The organism is Thalassospira australica (genome assembly GCF_000763295.1).
Lineage (GTDB): Bacteria > Pseudomonadota > Alphaproteobacteria > Rhodospirillales > Thalassospiraceae > Thalassospira > Thalassospira australica.
In genome coordinates this window covers 283,660-304,427 of sequence record NZ_JRJE01000032.1, presented here as the reverse complement: position 1 = coordinate 304,427, position 20,768 = coordinate 283,660, and the positions used below count along the sequence as shown (strand labels likewise).

21 protein-coding genes are annotated in these 20,768 nt (G+C 54.4%); 20 read left to right on the top strand and 1 reads right to left on the bottom strand.

All coding sequences use genetic code 11. The features are described 5' to 3' along the window. Positions 1 to 9: 9 nt before the first annotated feature. Together tsaB and rimI are read left to right on the top strand one after the other, a co-directional pair. Complete coding sequence (gene tsaB / locus JF44_RS0117510; protein ID WP_052066019.1) at positions 10 to 810, top strand: tRNA (adenosine(37)-N6)-threonylcarbamoyltransferase complex dimerization subunit type 1 TsaB; 801 nt, start codon at positions 10 to 12, stop codon at positions 808 to 810. Continuing rightward, on the top strand, positions 807 to 1,343 hold the full coding sequence (rimI, locus tag JF44_RS0117505; RefSeq protein ID WP_052066018.1) for a ribosomal protein S18-alanine N-acetyltransferase: 537 nt from the start codon (positions 807 to 809) through the stop codon (positions 1,341 to 1,343). The genes tsaB and rimI overlap by 4 nt, the downstream gene beginning before the upstream one ends. 156 nt (positions 1,344 to 1,499) lie before the next feature. Here the strand turns inward: rimI and JF44_RS0117500 are convergent, their stop codons facing one another. After that, positions 1,500 to 1,760 (bottom strand): sulfurtransferase TusA family protein, encoded by a 261-nt coding sequence (locus JF44_RS0117500; RefSeq protein ID WP_033070247.1) that lies wholly within the window; start codon positions 1,758 to 1,760, stop codon positions 1,500 to 1,502. A 255-nt stretch (positions 1,761 to 2,015) separates the two neighbouring features. On the opposite strand from JF44_RS0117500, the gene JF44_RS0117495 reads away from it, so the two are divergent. The 18 genes from JF44_RS0117495 (at position 2,016) to rpsO (ending at position 20,701) form a co-directional block, all read left to right on the top strand. Next, complete coding sequence (locus JF44_RS0117495; RefSeq protein WP_033070642.1) at positions 2,016 to 2,438, top strand: Fur family transcriptional regulator; 423 nt, start codon at positions 2,016 to 2,018, stop codon at positions 2,436 to 2,438. 162 nt (positions 2,439 to 2,600) lie between these two features. Next, on the top strand, positions 2,601 to 3,395 hold the full coding sequence (locus tag JF44_RS0117490) for a GNAT family N-acetyltransferase (protein ID WP_033070641.1): 795 nt from the start codon (positions 2,601 to 2,603) through the stop codon (positions 3,393 to 3,395). After that, positions 3,392 to 4,297: a lysophospholipid acyltransferase family protein gene (locus tag JF44_RS0117485; RefSeq protein WP_033070246.1), complete on the top strand. Its 906-nt coding sequence runs from the start codon at positions 3,392 to 3,394 to the stop codon at positions 4,295 to 4,297. Before JF44_RS0117490 ends, JF44_RS0117485 begins: the two co-directional genes overlap by 4 nt. Before the next feature lie 140 nt (positions 4,298 to 4,437). Further along, complete coding sequence (miaB, locus tag JF44_RS0117480; RefSeq protein ID WP_033070640.1) at positions 4,438 to 5,829, top strand: tRNA (N6-isopentenyl adenosine(37)-C2)-methylthiotransferase MiaB; 1,392 nt, start codon at positions 4,438 to 4,440, stop codon at positions 5,827 to 5,829. After that, positions 5,826 to 6,929, top strand: coding sequence for a PhoH family protein (locus tag JF44_RS0117475; protein ID WP_033070245.1), 1,104 nt, complete (start codon positions 5,826 to 5,828; stop codon positions 6,927 to 6,929). Before miaB ends, JF44_RS0117475 begins: the two co-directional genes overlap by 4 nt. After that, positions 6,913 to 7,506, top strand: coding sequence for an rRNA maturation RNase YbeY (ybeY, locus tag JF44_RS0117470; RefSeq protein WP_033070244.1), 594 nt, complete (start codon positions 6,913 to 6,915; stop codon positions 7,504 to 7,506). Before JF44_RS0117475 ends, ybeY begins: the two co-directional genes overlap by 17 nt. A gap of 83 nt (positions 7,507 to 7,589) precedes the next feature. Continuing rightward, positions 7,590 to 8,534: a hemolysin family protein gene (locus JF44_RS0117465; protein ID WP_033070243.1), complete on the top strand. Its 945-nt coding sequence runs from the start codon at positions 7,590 to 7,592 to the stop codon at positions 8,532 to 8,534. Further along, positions 8,527 to 10,104: an apolipoprotein N-acyltransferase gene (gene lnt, locus JF44_RS0117460; protein WP_033070242.1), complete on the top strand. Its 1,578-nt coding sequence runs from the start codon at positions 8,527 to 8,529 to the stop codon at positions 10,102 to 10,104. Before JF44_RS0117465 ends, lnt begins: the two co-directional genes overlap by 8 nt. 82 nt (positions 10,105 to 10,186) lie before the next feature. After that, the gene (locus JF44_RS0117455) at positions 10,187 to 10,681 is read left to right on the top strand and encodes a helix-turn-helix domain-containing protein (protein WP_238318490.1); all 495 of its coding nucleotides are present in this window, start codon (positions 10,187 to 10,189) and stop codon (positions 10,679 to 10,681) included. A 309-nt stretch (positions 10,682 to 10,990) separates the two neighbouring features. Beyond that, on the top strand, positions 10,991 to 12,163 hold the full coding sequence (gene metK, locus JF44_RS0117450; RefSeq protein ID WP_033070639.1) for a methionine adenosyltransferase: 1,173 nt from the start codon (positions 10,991 to 10,993) through the stop codon (positions 12,161 to 12,163). 170 nt (positions 12,164 to 12,333) lie between these two features. Next, positions 12,334 to 13,053 carry a tRNA (guanosine(46)-N7)-methyltransferase TrmB gene (gene trmB, locus JF44_RS0117445; protein WP_033070240.1) on the top strand — a complete coding sequence of 240 codons (720 nt, stop codon included), beginning with the start codon at positions 12,334 to 12,336 and terminating at the stop codon, positions 13,051 to 13,053. A gap of 512 nt (positions 13,054 to 13,565) precedes the next feature. Then, positions 13,566 to 14,105 (top strand): ribosome maturation factor RimP, encoded by a 540-nt coding sequence (gene rimP / locus JF44_RS0117440; protein ID WP_238318489.1) that lies wholly within the window; start codon positions 13,566 to 13,568, stop codon positions 14,103 to 14,105. A gap of 9 nt (positions 14,106 to 14,114) precedes the next feature. Further along, positions 14,115 to 15,680, top strand: coding sequence for a transcription termination factor NusA (gene nusA, locus JF44_RS0117435; RefSeq protein WP_033070239.1), 1,566 nt, complete (start codon positions 14,115 to 14,117; stop codon positions 15,678 to 15,680). A gap of 18 nt (positions 15,681 to 15,698) precedes the next feature. Then, a complete protein-coding gene (locus tag JF44_RS0117430) occupies positions 15,699 to 16,289 on the top strand; it encodes an RNA-binding protein (protein ID WP_033070238.1) in 591 nt (196 codons plus the stop codon). 80 nt (positions 16,290 to 16,369) lie between these two features. After that, positions 16,370 to 19,051 carry a translation initiation factor IF-2 gene (infB, locus tag JF44_RS0117425; protein ID WP_033070637.1) on the top strand — a complete coding sequence of 894 codons (2,682 nt, stop codon included), beginning with the start codon at positions 16,370 to 16,372 and terminating at the stop codon, positions 19,049 to 19,051. A gap of 17 nt (positions 19,052 to 19,068) precedes the next feature. After that, positions 19,069 to 19,488, top strand: coding sequence for a 30S ribosome-binding factor RbfA (rbfA, locus tag JF44_RS0117420; RefSeq protein WP_033070237.1), 420 nt, complete (start codon positions 19,069 to 19,071; stop codon positions 19,486 to 19,488). Beyond that, positions 19,488 to 20,414, top strand: a complete 927-nt coding sequence (gene truB / locus JF44_RS0117415; protein WP_033070236.1) for a tRNA pseudouridine(55) synthase TruB — start codon at positions 19,488 to 19,490, stop codon at positions 20,412 to 20,414. The genes rbfA and truB overlap by 1 nt, the downstream gene beginning before the upstream one ends. Positions 20,415 to 20,431: 17 nt before the next feature. Continuing rightward, a complete protein-coding gene (gene rpsO, locus JF44_RS0117410; protein WP_033070235.1) occupies positions 20,432 to 20,701 on the top strand; it encodes a 30S ribosomal protein S15 in 270 nt (89 codons plus the stop codon). Positions 20,702 to 20,768: the final 67 nt, after the last annotated feature.

The window sequence follows — 20,768 nt, the reverse complement described above, 5'->3', positions numbered from 1 at the left end:
CCCCTGTTCTTGTCGTTTACCGATTACATAAAGAAAATGCTAAGCGGACAGTCGCGCGCATCAAATCGCGCCGACCATAGCGCATCAACGGCGGCAAAGCCAAAGGCGGAAAAGACCGGCCCGACTTTGCTTGCCATTGACACGGCTTCAACGTCGCTCTCAACTGCGGTCCTGATCAATGGTGTGGTCAAGGGCGAGCTTTATGAAGACATGGAGCGCGGTCAGGCGGAGCATCTGATGGGCTTTATTGCCCAAAGTCTTGAGACGGCCAATGTCGGGTTTGACGACATCGATGGCATTGCCGTGACGGTGGGTCCGGGGGCCTTTACCGGCATGCGTATTGGTCTTTCAACGGCACGTGCCCTTGGTCTGGCGCGCAAAATTCCGGTGGTTGGGGTCAGTTCGCTTGAAGCGGTGGCTTATGGCGTTTCTGAGCGCGATCAACAGGGACGCAATATTCTTGTTGCCCTTGATAGCAAACGAAACGAAATCTTTGCCCAGGCCTTCGATGGCAAAAAACGCCCGCTGAGCACGGCAGAATGTGTTGCACCACGTCAGGCGCTGATGATGGCCCCACCGGGCGATACATTGCTTGCCGGGGATGCAACGCCGCGGCTTTTGACGGCAGCCGCCCACGCACCCGATGCGTTTTATGACACGACAGCACCGGGGCTTCCGCGCGCCGGAAACGTTGCACGGATCGCAGCAGAGCGGTGGGAAAGCGGGGGGAACCTTGCACCTGTGCCGCTATATCTGCGTGCGCCGGATGCAAGGCGCATCGAAGATCAGGGACCGCAGAAAAAGAAATGACCGAGCCCACCGACCCCGCTGCTGAACCAAACCTGAACATTACGCTGGTGCCCTTGACGGCAGCGTTTGCATCGGTGGCAAGTGCCCTGCATGAACAGGGGTTTGAGGATCCCTGGGATACGGACGCCATCATCCGGTTGCTTGATGTGCCCGGTGCGTTTGGCTTGCTGGCTTTTGCGCCTGGTGATCTGGCGGCAAACCGGGATGACATTCCGCTTGGGTTTGTGATGGTTCAGGCTGTTCTGGATGAAGCGGAAATCAATACAATTGTGGTCGCAAAAGAGGCCAGAAAAAGCGGCATCGCGCGAAAAATGCTGTCAGCGGTCTTTGAGCGTTTGCGTGAAAACGATGTGGGGCGCCTGCTTTTGGAAGTGGCAGAGGACAATGCCCCGGCCATTGGGCTTTATCGCCATCTTGGATTTGATGAGATTGGCCGACGCAAAAATTACTATCGCCGTAAATCCGGGCGTATGGTCGATGCGCTGGTGATGGAACGGGCACTTGGCAATTGTGTTTTGGGGTGGGGTGCATGAGCCAAAAAGATGTTCTCCTGGCGGCAGACAGCAAAGAATGTTGTGCGGTCATGACCTTACGTAAGTTGGACGCATTTTAATCTGGTATATCCACATAAATAGTGTGGTTTTGGGCATCAACCTGTTGTAGTGTAAGCCTGCATTGGAACTAAAGGTTTATACCCGCTTGCGGATTATAAGCCGAAAGGTTCCGGGTGTTTCGGCTATTTCGACCAGTTCGATGACTTCATCGCCCATTTCGGTGACCGAGCGCGGAACGTTTTTTAATGGTTCTCCTGTGCCAAGTGTTACCTCAAGAACCTGACCCGGTGTCATGGTTTCGAGTTTGAGACGGGTTCGAACAAATGTCATCGGGCAGACATCGTTGGTGATGTCTATTTTATGGTCGGGTTTATGGTCCGGTGTTTTGTTGGTCATGCCGGTCTCCTGCCTTGGGCGCACCAGTGAAGTAGCGCCGATCCGGGTGGGTGACAAGGGGCCATGAACAGGGCCGATACATATGTGGATGCTAGTGATTGGTACATTGTGCATTTGCAGACAGCAGAATTTATCGCGAATTGAAACTTGCGATATGTGGCGGATTTTTCAATATTGAGCCACAAGAGATCGACGCATGAGACGCGCCTCGACTGGGGACAGGTGGAACCGGAAACGGAAACGAGAAACAAGACAATGCTTACAGAATCAACTATCGAGCAGAAATGCATCGACGCGGGCCTGAAGATGACAGGTCAACGCCGGGTTATCGCCCGCGTACTTTCGGAGTCCGAAGACCACCCGGACGTGGAACTGGTATATCGTCGCGCAACCGACATTGATCCGAAAATTTCGATCGCGACGGTTTATCGTACGGTGCGCCTGTTTGAAGAAGCCGATATCCTTGAGAAACATGATTTCGGGGATGGCCGTGCGCGTTACGAAGAACTGACCGAAGAGCATCACGATCACCTGATCGACATGCGTTCGGGTGATGTTATCGAATTTTCCAACGATAAAATCGAAAAGCTTCAGGAAGAGATCGCCAACGAGCTGGGCTATCGTCTGGTTGGGCACCGTCTTGAACTTTACGGTGTTCCTTTGAAAGACGACAAGTAAATCCGGCGTTCAACTGCGCTTTTGATTTAAGAAATTCAAGGCCACTTGCGCATTCGTGCAAGTGGCCTTCATATATTTGTTACCTGTTCTTCATAAACCCTTCACTCGCTCTTCACGTAGTTCTTGCGCAATATCTGTGCAGTTGAACAGAAGGGTGTTGTCATGCGTGACGAAAGACAGCTGCAACGGCTTGAGGTCCGCCTCGCCGAAACTCCGGACGAAATTCTTGCCAGCCAGCAACTCCGCTACAAGGTGTTCTATGAAGAACGCGGTGCGAAGCCGAGTGCAGAGATGGCGGCCGAAAAACGCGATTTCGACGATTACGACCCCTTGTGCGATCATTTGCTGGTGCTTGACCATACCCGCGGTTCCGGTGCGGATGCGGTTGTTGGTACATATCGCCTGCTGCGCCAGTCCGTTGCCAATGAGCACGGTGGTTTTTACAGCGCGGACGAGTATCACATTGAAAGCATGCTGAACGCGGTCAAGGAAACTGGCGAGATCATGGAACTGGGTCGTTCCTGTGTCGAGGTTGAATACCGCACCATGCCGACCCTGCAGCTTTTGTGGCAGGGGATCGCGGCATATGTTTTCAAATACGACATTAAACTGATGTTTGGCTGTGCATCATTCCATGGCACCGACCCGGATGCCTTCAAGGATGTTCTGACATACCTTCATCACAACCATCTGGCGCCCGAAGACATGCGCCCCCGTGCGATTGCCGATCGCTACGAGCCGATGATGCGTTCCGAGATTGACGGCATTGATCAGCGCCAGGCGCTGCGCGACTTGCCGCCGCTGATCAAGGGGTATCTGCGCCTTGGCGGTTTTGTCGGCGACGGAGCGGTGGTTGATCATCAGTTCAATACCACTGATATCTGCATCGTGTTACCAACCGAAAAAGTAACCGACCGCTATTACAAGCATTACGAACGTACCGCGAGGGTATCGTGAACTGCTATGGGTGTGCTGCCATCCGCTTGATGGCATATGGGCTTTTGACCTTGGTGCTTTTGCCAGTCCAATTGGTGGCAATCGCATGTCGTTTGAAGCTTGCCGATGAATTGCCGCGGTTTTATCACGCCCTGTGCTTACGCATTCTGCATATTGACGTCCGGGTCTCGGGCGTTGATCTGATGGATGGTCCCGGGGTTATTGTTGCCAATCACGCATCCTATCTTGATATCCCGGTTCTGGGGGCGCTGACGCGTGGCAGCTTCATTGCCAAGACCGAAGTGGCGAGTTGGCCGGTCTTTGGGTTTTTGGCCAAACTTTCACGCACGACATTTGTTGAGCGCCGGGCGGTTCGGTCACGCGAACAGAATGACCAGTTGAGCGCGCGCTTGCAGGATGGCGACAAGCTGATTTTGTTCCCCGAAGGCACCAGCAACGATGGCAATCGTGTTTTGCCGTTCAAATCGACCTTGTTTGCGTCGGCCGAACGCGCCATGCCCGATGGATCGCCAGTCAAATTTCAGCCGATTTCCATTGCCGCCACCCGCCTTGACGGGGCGCCGATTGGCCGCGATTTGCGGGCATTTTATTCCTGGTATGGGGATATGGACTTGGCACCGCATTTGTGGCAGTTTCTTGCGCTCGGCAAGGTGACGGTTGAGATTGTTGTTCATCCGCCCGTGACGCTGGCCGATGCGGCCGGTTCACGCAAGGAACTTGCCCGGATGTGTGAAGCCCGCGTTGCCCAGGGACATCAGGCAGCTTTGCGTGGTCTGCATCAGGGTGTGCCGGTCCAGTTGATCGACAGTGATTTGTCAGGCGAACTTATTGGCTGCTCGCCGCTTGCGATCATTTCGGAAGATTTTCGACTGTTTGGTCCGGATCGACAGTTCGGCTCCTGACCGTTTTGCCGTATAATGCACCGGTTGATGTGAAATTGGGTTTCACCTGACCGGAAATTCAGATAACGAGATGTCCGGTAAGTGCGGTGTGAGTGATCACACCGCTTTTCGGCGTTTTGACAAAGCGAAACGGATCTGGCGTGACGGAAGCAAAGAAACTTTTTGTAAAAACCTATGGCTGTCAGATGAATGTCTATGACAGTCAGCGCATGCAGGATGTATTGGCGCCGCTGGGCTATCAGTCGGTCGACAGTGCCGAGGGTGCGGATATGGTTATCCTCAATACCTGCCACATCCGCGAAAAAGCTGCTGAAAAGGTCTTTTCCGATCTTGGGCGAGTGCGCAAGCACAAGGAAGCCAAAGAAGCCAATGGCGGCGACAAGATGATTGTCGCGGTTGCCGGGTGTGTTGCTCAGGCCGAAGGCGCGGAATTGATGAAGCGCGAACCGATGGTCGACATGGTATTTGGCCCGCAGACCTATCATCGCCTGCCGGAAATGGTTGCACGCGCCAATCGCGCAATTGGCCGTAACCGCATCATCGATACAGATTTTCCGGCCGAAGAAAAATTTGATCATTTGCCCGCACAGGTTTCCAAGCAGGGCTATTCCGCGTTTCTGGCGATTCAGGAAGGCTGCGACAAGTTCTGCACATTTTGCGTTGTACCCTATACCCGTGGTGCGGAATATTCCCGTCCCGGTGCGGATGTCATCCGCGAAGCCAAGCAGCTTGTCGCTCAAGGCACGCGTGAACTCACCCTTTTGGGTCAAAATGTGAACGCCTATCACGGCGAAGCCCCCAATGGCGGTGAATGGACGCTTGGTCGACTGTTGCGCGAACTGGCAGAAATCGATGGACTGGATCGCATTCGCTACACCACATCCCACCCGCGCGATGTCGATGAGGATCTGATCTCGGCTCATCGTGATCTCAAAAAGCTGATGCCGTTTTTGCATCTGCCGGTGCAGGCAGGGTCGGATCGCGTATTGCAGGCAATGAACCGCAAACATACCAATGCGGATTATCGCGATATCGCGAAGCGGCTGAAAGATGCCTGCCCTGATCTTGCGTTGTCGTCGGACTTTATTGTCGGGTTCCCAGGTGAATCGGACAAGGATTTCGAAGACACGATGGAAATCGTGCGCGATATCACCTTCATTCAGGCCTTTAGTTTCAAATACAGCCCGCGTCCGGGAACCCCGGCATCAGCGATGGAGCTGCAGGTCCCAGAAAAGACCAAAACCGAACGGATTATGCGCCTTCAGGCTCTTTTGGCCGAACAACAGTTGGCGTTTAACCAAAATAGTGTTGGCAAGGAAATGGATGTCTTGCTGGAACGCTTTGGCAAATATGACGGGCAACTTGTTGGCAAAAGCCCATATATGCAGCCGGTTCATGTCAGCGGATTGCCGGAATCTGCCCTTGGGCAGATCGTTCGCTTGAAAATCACAGAAGCCCTGCCTAATTCCCTTGGCGGCGAACTGGTCGATGCCACCACGAACGGCCAGAAATCGGAAAGGAACGTTGCGTGAGCGGCACCCCCACGAAAAACAAGACAGCACCAAAAGCAAAACACGCCCCCAAGGATTCCGACCAGATCGAATTTCAGGACAACGCACTTGCGCAGGTTTTATATGGCCCGCAGGCCGAAAACCTGACGCGATTGTCCGAGCGCACCGGCGTTCAGGTCTCAAGCCGCGGGTTGGTCGTGATGCTGGCTGGTGATCCGGCAAAGGTCGCACAGGCCAAAAAGGTATTGGCCCAGCTGTATGCCCGGTTGCGTGACAAGGACATAGATCAGATCGATGTCGAAACGGTTGATGGCGCTGTGCGCCTGTCCGAACCCGACGATGCCGATCCCTGGAGCGGTCAGACCAAGGATATGTTTGGCGGGTCACGTTTAACGATCCAGACCAAAAAACGCCGGATTTCTCCGCGCTCCAAACGCCAGAAAGACTATGTCGAGGCGATCCTTGATAACGAACTTGTCTTTGGCATCGGTCCGGCAGGTACGGGTAAGACCTATTTGGCGGTCGCCATGGCGGTTCAAGCCTTTATTCTGGGCCAGGTGGATCGCATTGTTCTGTCGCGCCCGGCTGTTGAGGCCGGCGAGCGGCTTGGCTTCCTGCCTGGTGACTTGAAAGACAAGGTCGATCCGTATCTGCGCCCGCTGTATGACGCGCTGCATGACACGCTTCCGGGCGATGTGGTGATCAAGCGTATGGAAAGTGGTGAAATCGAAGTTGCCCCGCTGGCCTTTATGCGTGGGCGGACGCTTGCGCATGCGTTTGTCATTCTTGATGAGGCACAAAACACCACCCCGATGCAGATGAAGATGTTCCTGACCCGCTTGGGAGAAGGTTCGCGCATGGTGGTAACCGGTGATATGACCCAGATCGATTTGCCCGACGGCACGAAATCAGGTTTGCGTGATGCGCTTGAAACCATCGGCGATGTCAAAGGCGTGAAAACGATCAAGTTTGATCAGCGCGACGTCGTGCGCCACCATCTGGTGACCAAGATCGTTCAGGCCTATGACGCGGCAGATGCGCTGCGTGATCGGCTGAAAAAGGGCTATCGTGGTGACAAGGGCGGCACTGACAGGGATGCGGGCGATGACAGCACCGCTTGATCTGGACCTTGAGGTCGAAGCAGGCGACTGGCAAAAGACCGAAATCGACGCCATTGAAGCGGCCGTCATCGCAGCCCTTGATGGTGCGTGTGATGACGGTGCCCTTTGGGATGAAAACGCGCTGCCGACCGATGGAACCAAAGATGAAGGTGATGGTGCATCACTTTTATCCATAGCGCCGGTGATCGAAGTTGGTGTGCGGCTTTCCGATGATGCGTCAGTGCGGGTTTTGAACCGTGATTATCGCAACAAGGACAAGCCGACCAATGTGTTGTCCTTTGCTGCCCTTGAAAGTGCCGAGGATGCCGATGCCTTTTTGATGGCCCCAGACATGCCATTGATGTTGGGCGATATTGTCATTGCGCGTGAAACCTGCGCCCGCGAAGCGGTTGATCAGAAGAAATCGCTGAAAAATCATCTTGTTCATCTTGCGGTTCATGGCACGCTACATCTTGTCGGTTATGATCATATGGTTGATGATGAAGCCGAAGAGATGGAAGAGCTTGAACGTCAAATTCTTGCCGGACTTGGGATTGATGATCCCTATGCGCCGATCGAAGATGAGCCGGGCTTGTAACCTTGCAAGCGGTTTATTGAATTAAAGGATGTCGAAACCGACCCATGAACGACTCTAGTCAACGCGACGACGACCACGAGAGTATGCGCCCTCGCTCGGGCGAGGACGCAATTCAGGAAGCCGATGATAGCGGCTCCTTATGGGACAATGTGGCCTCTGCCCTTGGGCTTAAGCGCAAGTCCCGCAATGGCGAAGCTTCACTGAGCGATACGCTCGAAGAACTTGCCGAGCGGACCGAAGAAGACGACGAACCGGTTTCGCTGCACGAACGTTCCCTGTTTGAAAACATCATTGCATTGCGTGACATGACGGCAGAAGACGTCATGATTCCGCGTGCCGATATTGTTGCCGTTCCCAAGAATATCGAATTGCAGGAACTGGTTGATGTGATGGTCAAGAAGGCCCATTCACGTTTACCGGTTTATGGCGATACTCTCGATGACATTGCCGGGATGGTTCATATCAAGGATGTTCTGGGATGTGTTGCTGCGGGTCGGGAATTCAGTCTGCAATCGCTTTTGCGTCGGGTTCTGTTCGTCTCACCAGCCATCCGGGTGCTTGATCTGTTGTCGGAAATGCGATTGTCGCGCACGCATATGGCGTTGGTTGTGGATGAGTTCGGCGGCATTGATGGCCTGATCACGATTGAGGATCTGGTCGAGGAAATCGTTGGCGAAATCGATGATGAACATGACGTTGATCAGACCCCGAAATTGATCCGTCTTTCGGATGGCTGCTATATCGCTGATGCCCGCTTTGAGGTCGAAGACCTTGAAGAAAAACTTTCTTTCAGCCTGCTTGATGAAGAAGAAGATGAAGACATCGATACGCTTGGCGGGCTTGTTTTCTCCCTTGCTGGTCGTGTTCCGGCACGTGGGGAACTGATTGAACATCCAAGCGGTATCCAGTTCGAAGTTCTTGATGCCGATCCACGGCGTATTCGCCGTTTGCGCATTCACATGGTGCGTCGCGATGGCGGACAAACGCCGGATGAAGATCAAAAACCGCAGGAAAAATCGAATGATTGAGGCCGTGGCGCGTCGTTGCGCCGCCCTTAGCGGGTGGCGTCGGCGTTTTGTCTGGTTGCTGTCGGGGGCGGTCGCGGTTCTTGCGCTGCCGCCTTTTTTTATCATCCCTGTTTTGCCGATCTGTTTTGCCGTCCTGCTCTGGAGCCTTGACGGGGTCCGGTGCAACAAGGGGGCGCTTTCAGCAGGTTGGTGGTTTGGCACGGGTCATTTTGCCGCCGGGTTTTACTGGGTCAGTCATGCCTTTTTGGTGCAGCCGGAAATTTATGGCTGGATGATCCCGTTTGCGCTTTTGGGGCTGGGCGGCGGGCTTGCACTATTCCCCATGCTCGCGGTCTGGGCGGCTTGGCGGTTTGCCGATGGCCTAGTGCGTCGCGCGATCTTGCTCGCGGTTTTCTGGGCGGTGGTGGAATATCTGCGTGGGCATTTGCTGACCGGGTTCCCCTGGAACCTTTTGGCACATGTCTGGGCGGTTGATGCTGCACCGATGCAGTTTGCCTCTGTTGTCGGGGTTTATGGGCTGTCGTTCTTTACGGCCTTGTTTGCAACGCTGCCCGCTGCTGTAGTTGCCGGGGCGCGCGGCCAGGTTGCAGCCCTTGCTGGTGTGTTGATTGCGGTGGGGCTATGGGGCGGCGGGGCGCTTCGGCTTGAAATGGTAGCACCTGATTCCTCGGATATGCAGCTATCTGATTTATCGCCAGATGTACCGGTTGTGCAAATCGTTCAACCCAACATTCCCCAGCGCGATAAATGGCGTCCGGAATTGCAGAACCAGCATTTTACCTTGCTGCTTGAAATGTCGCGCCGACCCAAAGATATGAATCCGGCGCAAAAACGCATTGTCATTTGGCCGGAAACAGCGGCGACTTTTTTTGTCGAAACCCAGACAGCCGCTCGAATGCAGATGGCCGAAATGTTGGGCCCAAATGACATTCTGATCACCGGTGCACCGCGGACCTATCCGCGTGATACGGATGTGTACAAGGTATGGAACGCTATTCAGGTGATTGATGCAAACGGCGATATTGTCGCAAGCTTTGACAAGTTTCACTTGGTGCCATTTGGTGAATATGTCCCGTTCCGCTCCATCCTGCCTTTCCCGAAGCTGACAGAAGGACGCACGGATTTCTCTGCCGGGCTGGGCCCGCAAACCTTGGTGGTTAATGGTCTGCCAAGCTTCTCGCCCCTGATTTGCTATGAAGTTATCTTTCCGGGTGCTGTGATTGATGACGAAAACCGTCCTGACTGGTTGTTGAATGTCACCAACGACGGTTGGTTCGGCAACAGCGCGGGCCCATATCAGCATATGGCGGCGGCGCGTTTTCGCACTGTTGAAGAGGGCCGACCGTTGGTACGCGCGGCTTACACCGGCATATCGGCAATGTTCGATTCATACGGGCGCAAGGTGGCGGAGCTCCCCTTAAGTACGGCAGATATATTGGTTCACCCCCTTTTGGGTGATAAAAACCATACTACCGTATATTATTTGTGGCGGGATATTCTATTTTACAGTATTGTTTCCTTCTTCGCCGTTCTTGTTACGGGATATAATCGCATATCAAAATCCCTCTAAGCGGCAGAAGATTGCACTAACCCGTCCAGAGATTGTCCCAATACATAAGGACGGGTAGTCGGAGTGAGAGAAGGAGTCACCAATGTCGCCTAAGGATGAAAATACGATGGTAAAGAACACACGTGGTCGAGGCCGAGGTCGGACTGCAAGTGGGGCTCCAAATCCTGTTGATATCCATGTCGGTGCCCGTGTTCGTTTACGCAGAACGCTTCTTGGGTTGAGTCAGGAAAAGCTGGGTGAAGCAATTGGCCTGACCTTTCAGCAAGTTCAGAAATATGAACGCGGTGCCAACCGTGTAGGCGCATCGCGCCTGTATGATCTTTCGCGTGTTCTTGAAGTTCCGGTGTCGTTCTTCTTTGATGACATGCCCGACGAGATTTCATCGAAATCGGTTCATGAACGTCGCGAAATGTCTGAAAGCCCGGACCCGTTTGACAATGATCCGATGAACCGTCGCGAAACGCTTGAACTGGTGCGCGCCTATTACCGGATTACCGACCCCAACCAGCGCAAGAAAATTTTCGAGCTGGTGAAGTCGATGGGGGCATTGCAGACTGCGGATTCCGACAAGAAATAGTCATCTTGATCGGCTGATCTTCTAACAAGACGTAATTCGCACACCAGTGAATTGCGTCTTTGTTGTTTTTGCAACGGTCTATGCTTTCAGATCGGGTTTGTGATTACCGTTATGCGTCAATGATGCTTGACCTTCAAATTGCGATCAGGCACAACCGACAAACAGTTCAAAATTGAACTGGATAATGTGGACGGATTTGGACCGCTTGCCACCACACAAAAAAAGGCTAAGTGGGCGCTATCGATACATTCGTTTATCGAGAGCCCTCCGGTCCAGTTTTGGAAACCCATTACCGGAGAAGGTCTTAATATGTCTCTTTCCGATTATCTATTTACCAGTGAATCCGTCTCGGAAGGTCATCCGGACAAAGTCTGTGACCGCATTTCCGATTCCATCGTTGATGCATTTCTTGCTGCGGATGAAGATTCGCGCGTTGCCGTTGAAACCCTTGCAACCACCAACCGTGTGGTGCTTGCCGGTGAAGTTCGTGGCCCCGAAAGCGTGACCACCGAGGTCATGGTTGAAAAGGCCCGTCAGGCAATTCGTGACATCGGCTACGAGCAGGACGGCTTCCACTGGAAGACCGCTGACATCGAATGCCATGTGCATGAACAGTCTGTTGATATCGCACAGGGTGTTGATTCTGCTGGTGAAAAAGACCTTGGCGCTGGTGACCAGGGGATCATGTTTGGTTACGCATGTAACGAAACCGATGAGCTGATGCCGGCCCCGATCCAGTTCTCGCACCGTATTTTGCGTGCGATGGCGGCTGACCGTCATTCGGGCAAAGCTGCCCAGTTCGGTCCAGACGCCAAAAGTCAGGTGACCCTGCGTTATGCGGGTGGCAAACCGGTTGGCGCGACGTCTGTCGTTGTTTCGACCCAACATGCCGAAGGTCTGTCGCAGGATGATGTTCGTGCGCTGGTTCTGCCTTATGTTGAATCTGCCCTTCCGGAAGGCTGGTTGCCGCCGGCTGATGAAATCTACATCAACCCGACGGGCCGTTTCGTAATTGGTGGACCGGATGGTGATGCGGGCCTGACAGGTCGCAAAATCATCGTTGATACCTATGGTGGTGCAGCCCCGCATGGCGGCGGCGCGTTTTCGGGTAAAGACCCGACCAAGGTTGACCGTTCAGCAGCATATGCGGCGCGCTATCTTGCCAAAAACGTGGTTGCAGCTGGTCTTGCAGAAAAATGCACAATTCAATTGGCCTATGCGATTGGTGTTTCCAAGCCGCTCGCGCTTTATGTCAACAACCACGAAACCGGCAATGTTGATGAAACCAAACTTGGTGACGTTCTGCGCCAGTTGATGGATCTGAGCCCGCGTGGCATCCGTGAACATCTGTCGCTGTGCCGTCCGATTTACACGCCGTCGTCTGCTTATGGTCACTTTGGCCGTCAGCCGACCGATGATGGTGGCTTCTCCTGGGAGCGTACCGATCTGGTTGGCGAGTTGAAAACGGCATTCGGCGCCTGATCAACAGGTAGCAGTATTGCAAAAGTGCGATTTGCCAAAATCGCACGACGTGATAAGAGGCGGGCGACCCTGAAACACCGGGTCGCCCGTTTTGATATTGTCTGTGGCCGTTGTGTTTCAGGCCGCCCGTTTAACCCAAAATGCCCTGACCCTGATCGACTGATACGACCATGCGCAACAAAGAACGCCCATTGCCGACCCCTGACCGTCCGAACTTTTATGGCCGTCGTGGTAGTCGACCGCTTAAGGAATCCCGCAAGGCCCTTGTGGATGCGATGATGCCGAAAATCGGCATAACCTATCCGGATACAGACGGTGTTGATCCCAACAGCTATTTTGCAGAACAGCCTGAAAAATTGTGGTTGGAAATCGGCTTTGGCGGGGGCGAACATCTTGCCGGGCAGGCTGAAGCCAACCCGAATGTTGGCATTATCGGAGCCGAACCGTTTATGGATGGGGTCGGCAGCCTGCTTCGCCATCTTGATGAACGGGGTCTATCGAATGTGCGTGTGATTGCCGACGATTCACGTCCGCTGCTGTATAAGCTTGTCGATGCATGTTTTGACCGGGCCTTCTTGCTGTTCCCCGACCCTTGGCCCAAAAAGCGCCACGCGGAACGCCGTTTTATCGGTCCGAAAAATCTGGCATTGCTGGCCCGCCTTTTGAAAGACGGGGCAGAATTCCGGGTTGCCAGCGATGATATGCAATATATTTCCTGGACCTTGCAGCATATGCACAATCATCCGGATTTTGAGTGGCTGGCCGAGAGCCCGGACGACTGGCGTCAGCCGCCAGAAGATTGGGTTAAGACCCGCTACGAGCAAAAAGCCCTGCGTCAGGGCAAGAAATGCAACTATTTGCGTTTTCGTCGTAGATCACGTCAGGGCTGAAAGCAACACTTGGCCAAGCGACGTGATCCTTGACTGGTGTGTCGCGGGGAGTCGCTTAATCGGTGCCCATTTTACCGCATTGATTGGCTGGTTCAGGGCTGCTGTGCGATTCCGGCATGGCGGGGCATGATAACTTGTTTCTATTTGGTGATTTCGTGAAGAATGCGATGCTCTGCCCATAGGATGGCGTCCATTGGCGAACAATGACCGGGCATGGCGGCAGGCAGCCTCAATTAACCACGGAAAACCAGCAGCTTGAAAGAAGTTGTCGGTCTATCAGCGTATCGGGTTTTAGTGCCTGTTCAGCAGGGAACGGTCAGGCATTTTAAACTGGCGAGAGCGTGTTTGCTGTTTTGCCCGGAATCCTTGGGTTGAATGGCTTTGTCTTTGGGTATCCTGACTTGATTTCTGCGCAAACCGGCTGTATAAAGCCGCCAAGCTTTTTGTAATTTCTGACAAAGAGTGGGCCCTGCGCCCGCTCTTTTGTGCTTTTTGGGGTATGGCATCGCTATATGGCTGAACTGATTGGACAACAATTGAAAGACCCGTTGATGGCGAAAGTCACGGCGATTATCGAGCCGTCGATTAACGCGCTGGGTTTTGAGTTGGTCCGTGTTTCCATGACCGGGCGGGACCACAATATCCTGCAGATCATGGCAGATCGCCCGGACGCAAAAGGCAACATCAATGTTACTGAATGCGCCGAAATCAGCCGTACGGTTTCTGCCCTTTTGGATGTCGAGGATCCGATTTCAGGTGCTTATCACCTTGAAGTCAGTTCCCCGGGGATCGACCGCCCACTGACCCGTGCTCCGCATTTTGATGTGTGGAAGGGATTTGAGGCGAAGGTCGAACTGGTGATGGCCGTGAATGGCCGTCGCCGTTTCAGCGGTTTGCTGGATGGAGTTGAAGATAATGCGGTCGCCCTGATTGTTGATGGCGAACGTGTCTTGTTGCCGCTGGCCGATGTCGCAAAGGCGAAATTGGTGCTGACGGATGAATTGATCGCGCACGTCACCGGCGAACGCCGGAATGACGAAAACGCAGAATAGAGGTTGGATATGGAAGCAACTTCGGGAATGCCGCGGCCGGAACTTTTACAGGTCGCTGATGCCGTTGCCCGTGAAAAGGGCATTGATCGTGACGAGGTTCTTGGCGCAATGGAACAGGCCATCCAGAAGGCGGGCCGTTCCAGATATGGTCATGAGCATGATATTCGTGCCCACATTGACCGCAAGACCGGCGAAATCAAATTGGCGCGATACATCGAAGTCACTGATGAAATCGAAAACGATTTCACCCAGATGTCGCTTGAACAGGCGCGTATCCGTGACGAAAACGTCAATCTTGGTGAGTTCCTGGTTGATCCGCTGCCGCCGATCGATTTTGGCCGTATTGCTGCGCAGACCGCCAAGCAGGTCATCGTTCAGAAGGTGCGCGACGCAGAACGTGAACGCCAGTTCGAAGAATACAAAGACCGTGCAGACGAAGTCATCAATGGTGTCGTCAAGCGTGTCGAATTTGGCAACGTTCTTGTTGATATCGGTCGTGCCGAAGCCATTCTGCGCCGTGAAGAACTGATCCCGCGCGAAACCGTCCGTCAGGGCGATCGTGTGCGTGCGCTCATTCTTGATGTGCGCCGTGAACAGCGTGGCCCGCAGATCTTCCTGTCGCGTACCCATCCGACCTTCATGGCAAAACTGTTTTCCCAGGAAGTGCCGGAAATCTATGACGGCATCATCGAAATCAAGTCGGTTGCGCGTGATCCGGGTTCGCGCGCGAAGATTTCGGTTCTGTCATCGGATACCTCGATCGACCCGGTCGGTGCCTGTGTCGGTATGCGTGGTTCGCGAGTGCAGGCCGTTGTTGCCGAACTTCAGGGCGAGAAAATCGATATCATCCAGTGGTCGGAAGATCCGGCAACCTTTGTGGTGAACGCTTTGGCCCCGGCCGAAGTCACCAAGGTTGTGATTGATGAAGAAACCAACCGCATCGAAGTTGTCGTTCCGGACGATCAGCTGAGCCTGGCGATTGGACGTCGTGGTCAGAACGTCCGCCTGGCATCCCAGCTGACCGGTTGGGATATCGACATTCTGACCGAGGAAGACGAAAGCGAACGTCGTCAGGAAGAAGCACGCAAGCGTGCGGAAATGTTCATCAAGGCCCTTGATGTTGACGAAGTTATCGCCCATCTCCTCGTCGCGGAAGGCTTTACCTCGATTGAGGAAGTCGGTTACGTGCCGCTGGCAGAGCTGGCTGAAATCGAAGGTTTCGAAGAGGAAATCGCTGAAGAGCTGCGCAACCGCGCACGCACCTTCCTTTCCGAAGAAGCCGAACGTCTTCAGAAGCGTCGTGAAGAACTCAAGGTTGCTGACGATCTGGTCGAATTTAACGGTCTGTCGCTGGCTGTTGTTGTTCGCCTTGGCGAAAACGACGTTAAAAACCTTGAAGATTTCGCCGATTTGGCAAGTGACGAGCTGATCGAATATGTCGGCGATGCTGACAATATGACCATGGATCAGGCCAATGACATGATCATGGAAGCTCGTCGCAAACTTGGTTGGTTTGATGGTCTTGAAGACGAGACCGAAGAAACAACCGAAACCGCCGAAGGCGAAGAGGCTTAAGGCCGATCGGAGGATGCCATGTCGCATCGTAAAGGCGGCAAGGTAGCCGAGGTTCCGGAACGCCGGTGCATTGTCACCGGCGAAGTCCGGAACAAGGAAGATCTTCTCAGGGTTGTAATCGGGCCGGATGGTTCGGTTGTTCCCGATCTTGAGGAACGGCTGCCGGGGCGGGGATTATGGTTGTGCCCGTCGCGGGATGTGATAAATACCGCCTGTGCAAAGAATGCCTTTGCCCGGGCGGCCCGGCAAAAGGTCGTGGTTGACGCCGCACTTGCTGACCGGATCGAAGAATTGCTGACGCGCAAATGTATCGATCTGTTGTCGCTGGCGCGACGTGCCGGTCAGGCCGTTGCAGGATTTGAAAAGGTACGTGCCCAGATTGCCGAGGGTGCGGCTTTGATATTGGCGGCACGCGATGGTGCCGCAGACGGAAAATCCAAGATCGAGGCCAAGGCCCGGGATCTGCCGATTTATTCCGTTCTGGATGCTGCTGAAATCGGCGCGGCCTTTGGTCGCGAAAAAGCAGTACATGTGGCCGTTGCGCCAGGAGGACTCGCCAAGCGGTTGGGTCGTTCCTGCAAGCGGCTTGAAGGATTTCGCGCAGTCTGAGACCAGACATGCGCCAGACGGACAGGACAGGATCGGCTTATGTCGTCGATCCCGCAGGAAATGAGGAAGTTGGACGGATTATGAGTGATCGCGATCAGGAGAAGAAACCGCTGAGCCTCAACAGATCGAAGCTTGAATTGAGCAAGACGGTCGAGGCTGGGCAGGTTCGTCAAAACTTCTCGCATGGACGGTCAAAATCAGTGACCGTCGAAGTGCGCAAGAAGCGTACATTCGAGAAGAACGAATCCGGCCGCTTCCGTGAAGTGAAGAAGGATCTCGTTGACGAACAGGCACCCGCTGCAGCCGCACCGGAGCCGGAAGTCAAAAAAGAGCCGGTCGATGAACCGAAGCCGAAACCGAAGTCACGCCCGGCTGTGGAAGACCACGGCAACCTGACCGACGGCGAACGTGCTGCCCGCATGGCTGCTTTGAAGGCTGCTGAAGAGCGCCGCAAGCAAGAGGAAGCCGACGCTGAAATTCGTGCACGCGAAGAAGCTGCGCGCAAAGCCGAAGAAGAAGCCCGCAAGGCAGAAGAAGCCAAAGCAGCGGCAGAAGCAAAACAGAACGAAGCCCCTGCTGCTTCTGACAACGATTCTCCGTCTGTAGAAGACGTTGAAAAGCAGCTTGCAGCTTCAACGGCCAAAGGCAAAACCTCCAAGCCGAAACCGGCTGCGACGCCGAAGGCTGCGGAAAACGTTATTCAGGGCGAACCGGCTGAGCCGCTTGTACCCGAAGAACGTCGCCGTGCAGCACCGGCAGATGCCAAAGCCAAAAGCCGCAAGGAAATTGACGAAGAAAATGCCCGTGTGGCTGCGCGCAAGCGCGCCGAAGAAGAAGCCAAGGGCAAGGCTGCGCGTACCAAGGCAGATGACGGTCGTCGTCGTGGCAAGCTTTCGATCAACAACGCCATGAGCGGTGACGAAGGTGGTCGCCGTCGTTCCATGGCATCGATCAAGCGCCAGCAGGCCAAAGCCAAGGCCCGCGCCCAAGGCCCTCAGAAACCAAAGGAAAAAGTCGTGCGTGATGTGGTTATTCCGGACGTAATTACCGTTCAGGAACTGGCCAACCGTATGGCCGAACGTGCTGCGGACGTGATCAAGACCCTGATGAGCATGGGCGTTATGGCGACCATCAACCAGAGCCTTGACCCCGATACCGCACAGCTCGTGGTCGAAGAATTTGGTCACAATATGCGCCGTGTTTCCGATGCCGATGTTGAAGAAGCACTGGTATCAGCCGACGACAGCGAAGCACAGTTGGTTGGCCGTCCGCCGGTTGTGACCGTGATGGGCCACGTTGACCATGGTAAAACCTCTTTGCTTGATGCCCTGCGCGCAACCGATGTTGCCGGTGGCGAAGCTGGTGGTATTACCCAGCATATCGGTGCCTATCAGGTGACCATGGCAACCGGTTCGAAAATCACCTTCATCGATACCCCGGGCCACGCGGCATTTACCGAAATGCGTTCACGCGGTGCGAAGGTTACCGATATCGTGGTTCTGGTTGTGGCTGCCGACGACTCGGTCATGCCGCAGACGATTGAAGCCATCAGTCACGCCAAAGCAGCGGGCGTTCCGATGATTGTCGCGATCAACAAGATCGACAAACCGGGGGCCAATGCCAATAAGGTGAAAACCGAGCTGCTTCAGCATGAAGTTGTGGTCGAGGAAATGGGCGGCGACGTTCAGGCTGTTGAGGTTTCAGCCAAACAGCGTACCGGTCTGACCGAACTTGAAGAAGCCATTCTGCTGCAATCCGAGGTTCTGGACCTTAAGGCCAACCCGGAACGCGTCGCGGACGGTGTTGTTGTTGAAGCCCGTATGGAAAAAGGCCGTGGTTCGGTCGCAACCGTTCTGGTTCAGCGCGGCACGCTGCGCACCGGTGACATCTTTGTCACGGGGCCGGAATGGGGTCGTGTTCGTGCTCTGGTCGATGATCACGGTCAGCGCGTTGAGACGGCAATTCCGGGTATGCCGGTTGAGGTCACCGGTCTGAACGGTGTTCCGTCCGCGGGTGACGACTTTGTGGTTGTTGAAAATGAAGCCAAGGCACGTGAAGTGTCTGACTTCCGTCAGCGCCGCATTCGTGAAACCCAGGCTGCCGCGATGAAGAAATCCGCGCTTGAGAACATGTTCTCACAGAGCGGCGAGGTCAAAGAACTCCCGATCGTCATCAAGGGTGACGTGCAGGGTTCTGTCGAGGCCCTTATCGGCACGCTGCAGAAACTTGGTAACGAAGAAGTCTCGGTCCGCGTTCTGCACAGCGGTGTGGGGGGAATTAACGAATCTGACGTGACGCTGGCGCGTGCATCCAATGCACTGATCATCGGCTTTAACGTGCGTGCAAACCAGCAGGCCCGTGAACAGTCCCGCCGTGATAACGTTGATATTCGTTACTATTCGATCATTTATGATGTTGCTGATGACATCAAGAAGATGCTGTCGGGCATGCTGTCTCCGGAAGTTCGCGAGAAGTTCTTGGGCTATGCAGAAATCCGCGACATCTTCTCCATCTCTGGCAACAAGATCGCCGGTTGCATGGTCACCGAGGGTATCGTCAAACGTGGCGCGGGTGTCCGCCTGCTGCGCGACAACGTCGTTATTCACTCTGGCGAACTTTCGACGCTCCGTCGTTTCAAGGACGAAGTCAAGGAAGTCCGCGAGGGTTATGAATGCGGTATGTCGTTTGCCAAGTATAACGATATCCAGGCAGGCGATGTGATCGAGTGCTTCGAGAATGAGGAAATCGCCGTCGAACTGTAAGACGGTGATGAACTGAAATGGCGAAGCAACCGGCCAAAGCACCAAGTCAGCGACAGCTCCGAGTGGCGGAAGAAATCCGTCAGGCGCTGTCGCGGGCGTTGGAGCGTGGAGATATTTACGACCCGGACCTGACACGTCGCCCGGTAACTATTACCGGCGTCAGTCTTTCACCGGATATGCGTAATGCTATGGTATCCTTTACCCCGCTTGGCGGCGGTGAGGCAGAAACGTCGCTTAAGGCGTTGACGCGTCAGAAAGGACACCTGCGCGATCATGTGGCCCATACGGTTCACATGAAATATGTGCCTGCATTGCGTTTTGTCGAAGACAAGAGTTTTGATGTCGCCGATCATATTGGTTCCCTTCTGCGTGATCCGCATGTTGCGCAGGATCTTGCGGAAAACCGGTCCGGCGACCCGGAAGATGAGGACGACTGATGGCGCGTCGCCGTCGCGGTAAAAGCATTAATGGCTGGCTGGCGGTCGACAAGCCCCTGGAGATCACGTCATCGACTGTGGTCAATCAGGTGCGTCGTCTGCTTGATGCCAACAAGGCCGGACATGGCGGAACGCTTGATCCTCTGGCGTCTGGCGTTCTGCCAATTGCCTTTGGCGAAGCAACCAAAACGGTTGCATATGTCATGGATGGCAGCAAAAGTTATCGCGTGACGCTGAAATTCGGCGAAGCACGCAGTACGGATGATGCAGAAGGCGAGGTTATTGAAACCTCTGACCATCGTCCGTCTGAAGACGAAATCAAGGCTGTGCTGGGTGAGTTTATTGGCGAAATCCAGCAGGTGCCGCCAAAGTTTTCGGCAATCAAGGTCAATGGCAAACGTGCCTATGATCTTGCGCGCCGCGATGAAGATGTGGTGTTGCAGCCACGTCCGATTCTGATCAAGGATCTTCGACTGGTCGATATGCCAGATCGCGATCACGCCGTGTTCGACGTTGTGTCGGGCAAGGGTGCATATATGCGATCTTTGGCGCGCGATATTGCGCTGCGCCTTGGTACTGTCGGCTATATTGCCGCGCTGCGCCGGACTTCGGCGGGGCCGTTTTCAGAAGGGACTTCCATCCCCCTGCAGGAATTGCTGGAGATGGACCCGGACGAGGTGATGAAGAAACTGCTTCCGGTTGAGACCGCGCTGGACGACATCCCGGCGCTGGCCCTGACCGAAGTCGAGGCGCAACGCCTTTCCTCTGGCCAGCCTGTCGGGCTGTTGCCGGTGGCAAAGCGCAATGCCCTTGAAAACCCCGTCGTGCAGGACGAAATCGTCTGTGCCATGCTCAATGACCGCGCAGTTGCGTTGGCAGAGATCAATGGTGGCGAAATCCGGCCTGTACGTGTTTTTAATCTCTAAAGGCGAAAGGATGCCTGATGTCGATTACTGCTGAACGCAAAGCTGAGTTGATCAAAGAATACGCTCAGAAAGACGGTGACACCGGTTCCCCCGAAGTCCAGGTTGCAATCCTGACTGAACGGATCAAAAACCTCACCGAGCACATGAAAGAACATAACCACGACTTCCATAGCCGTCGTGGTCTTCTCATGATGGTTGGTCAGCGTCGCCGCCTGCTGAAGTATCTGCAGCGCAAAGACCAGTCGCGTTACGAGAGCGTTCGTGAACGCCTCGGTATTCGCCGCTGATATCGAACTGCGGCGGAGGGTGACCTCCGCCGTCGTTTTTTTTAATGTTCCGGTGGATCGGAGCACG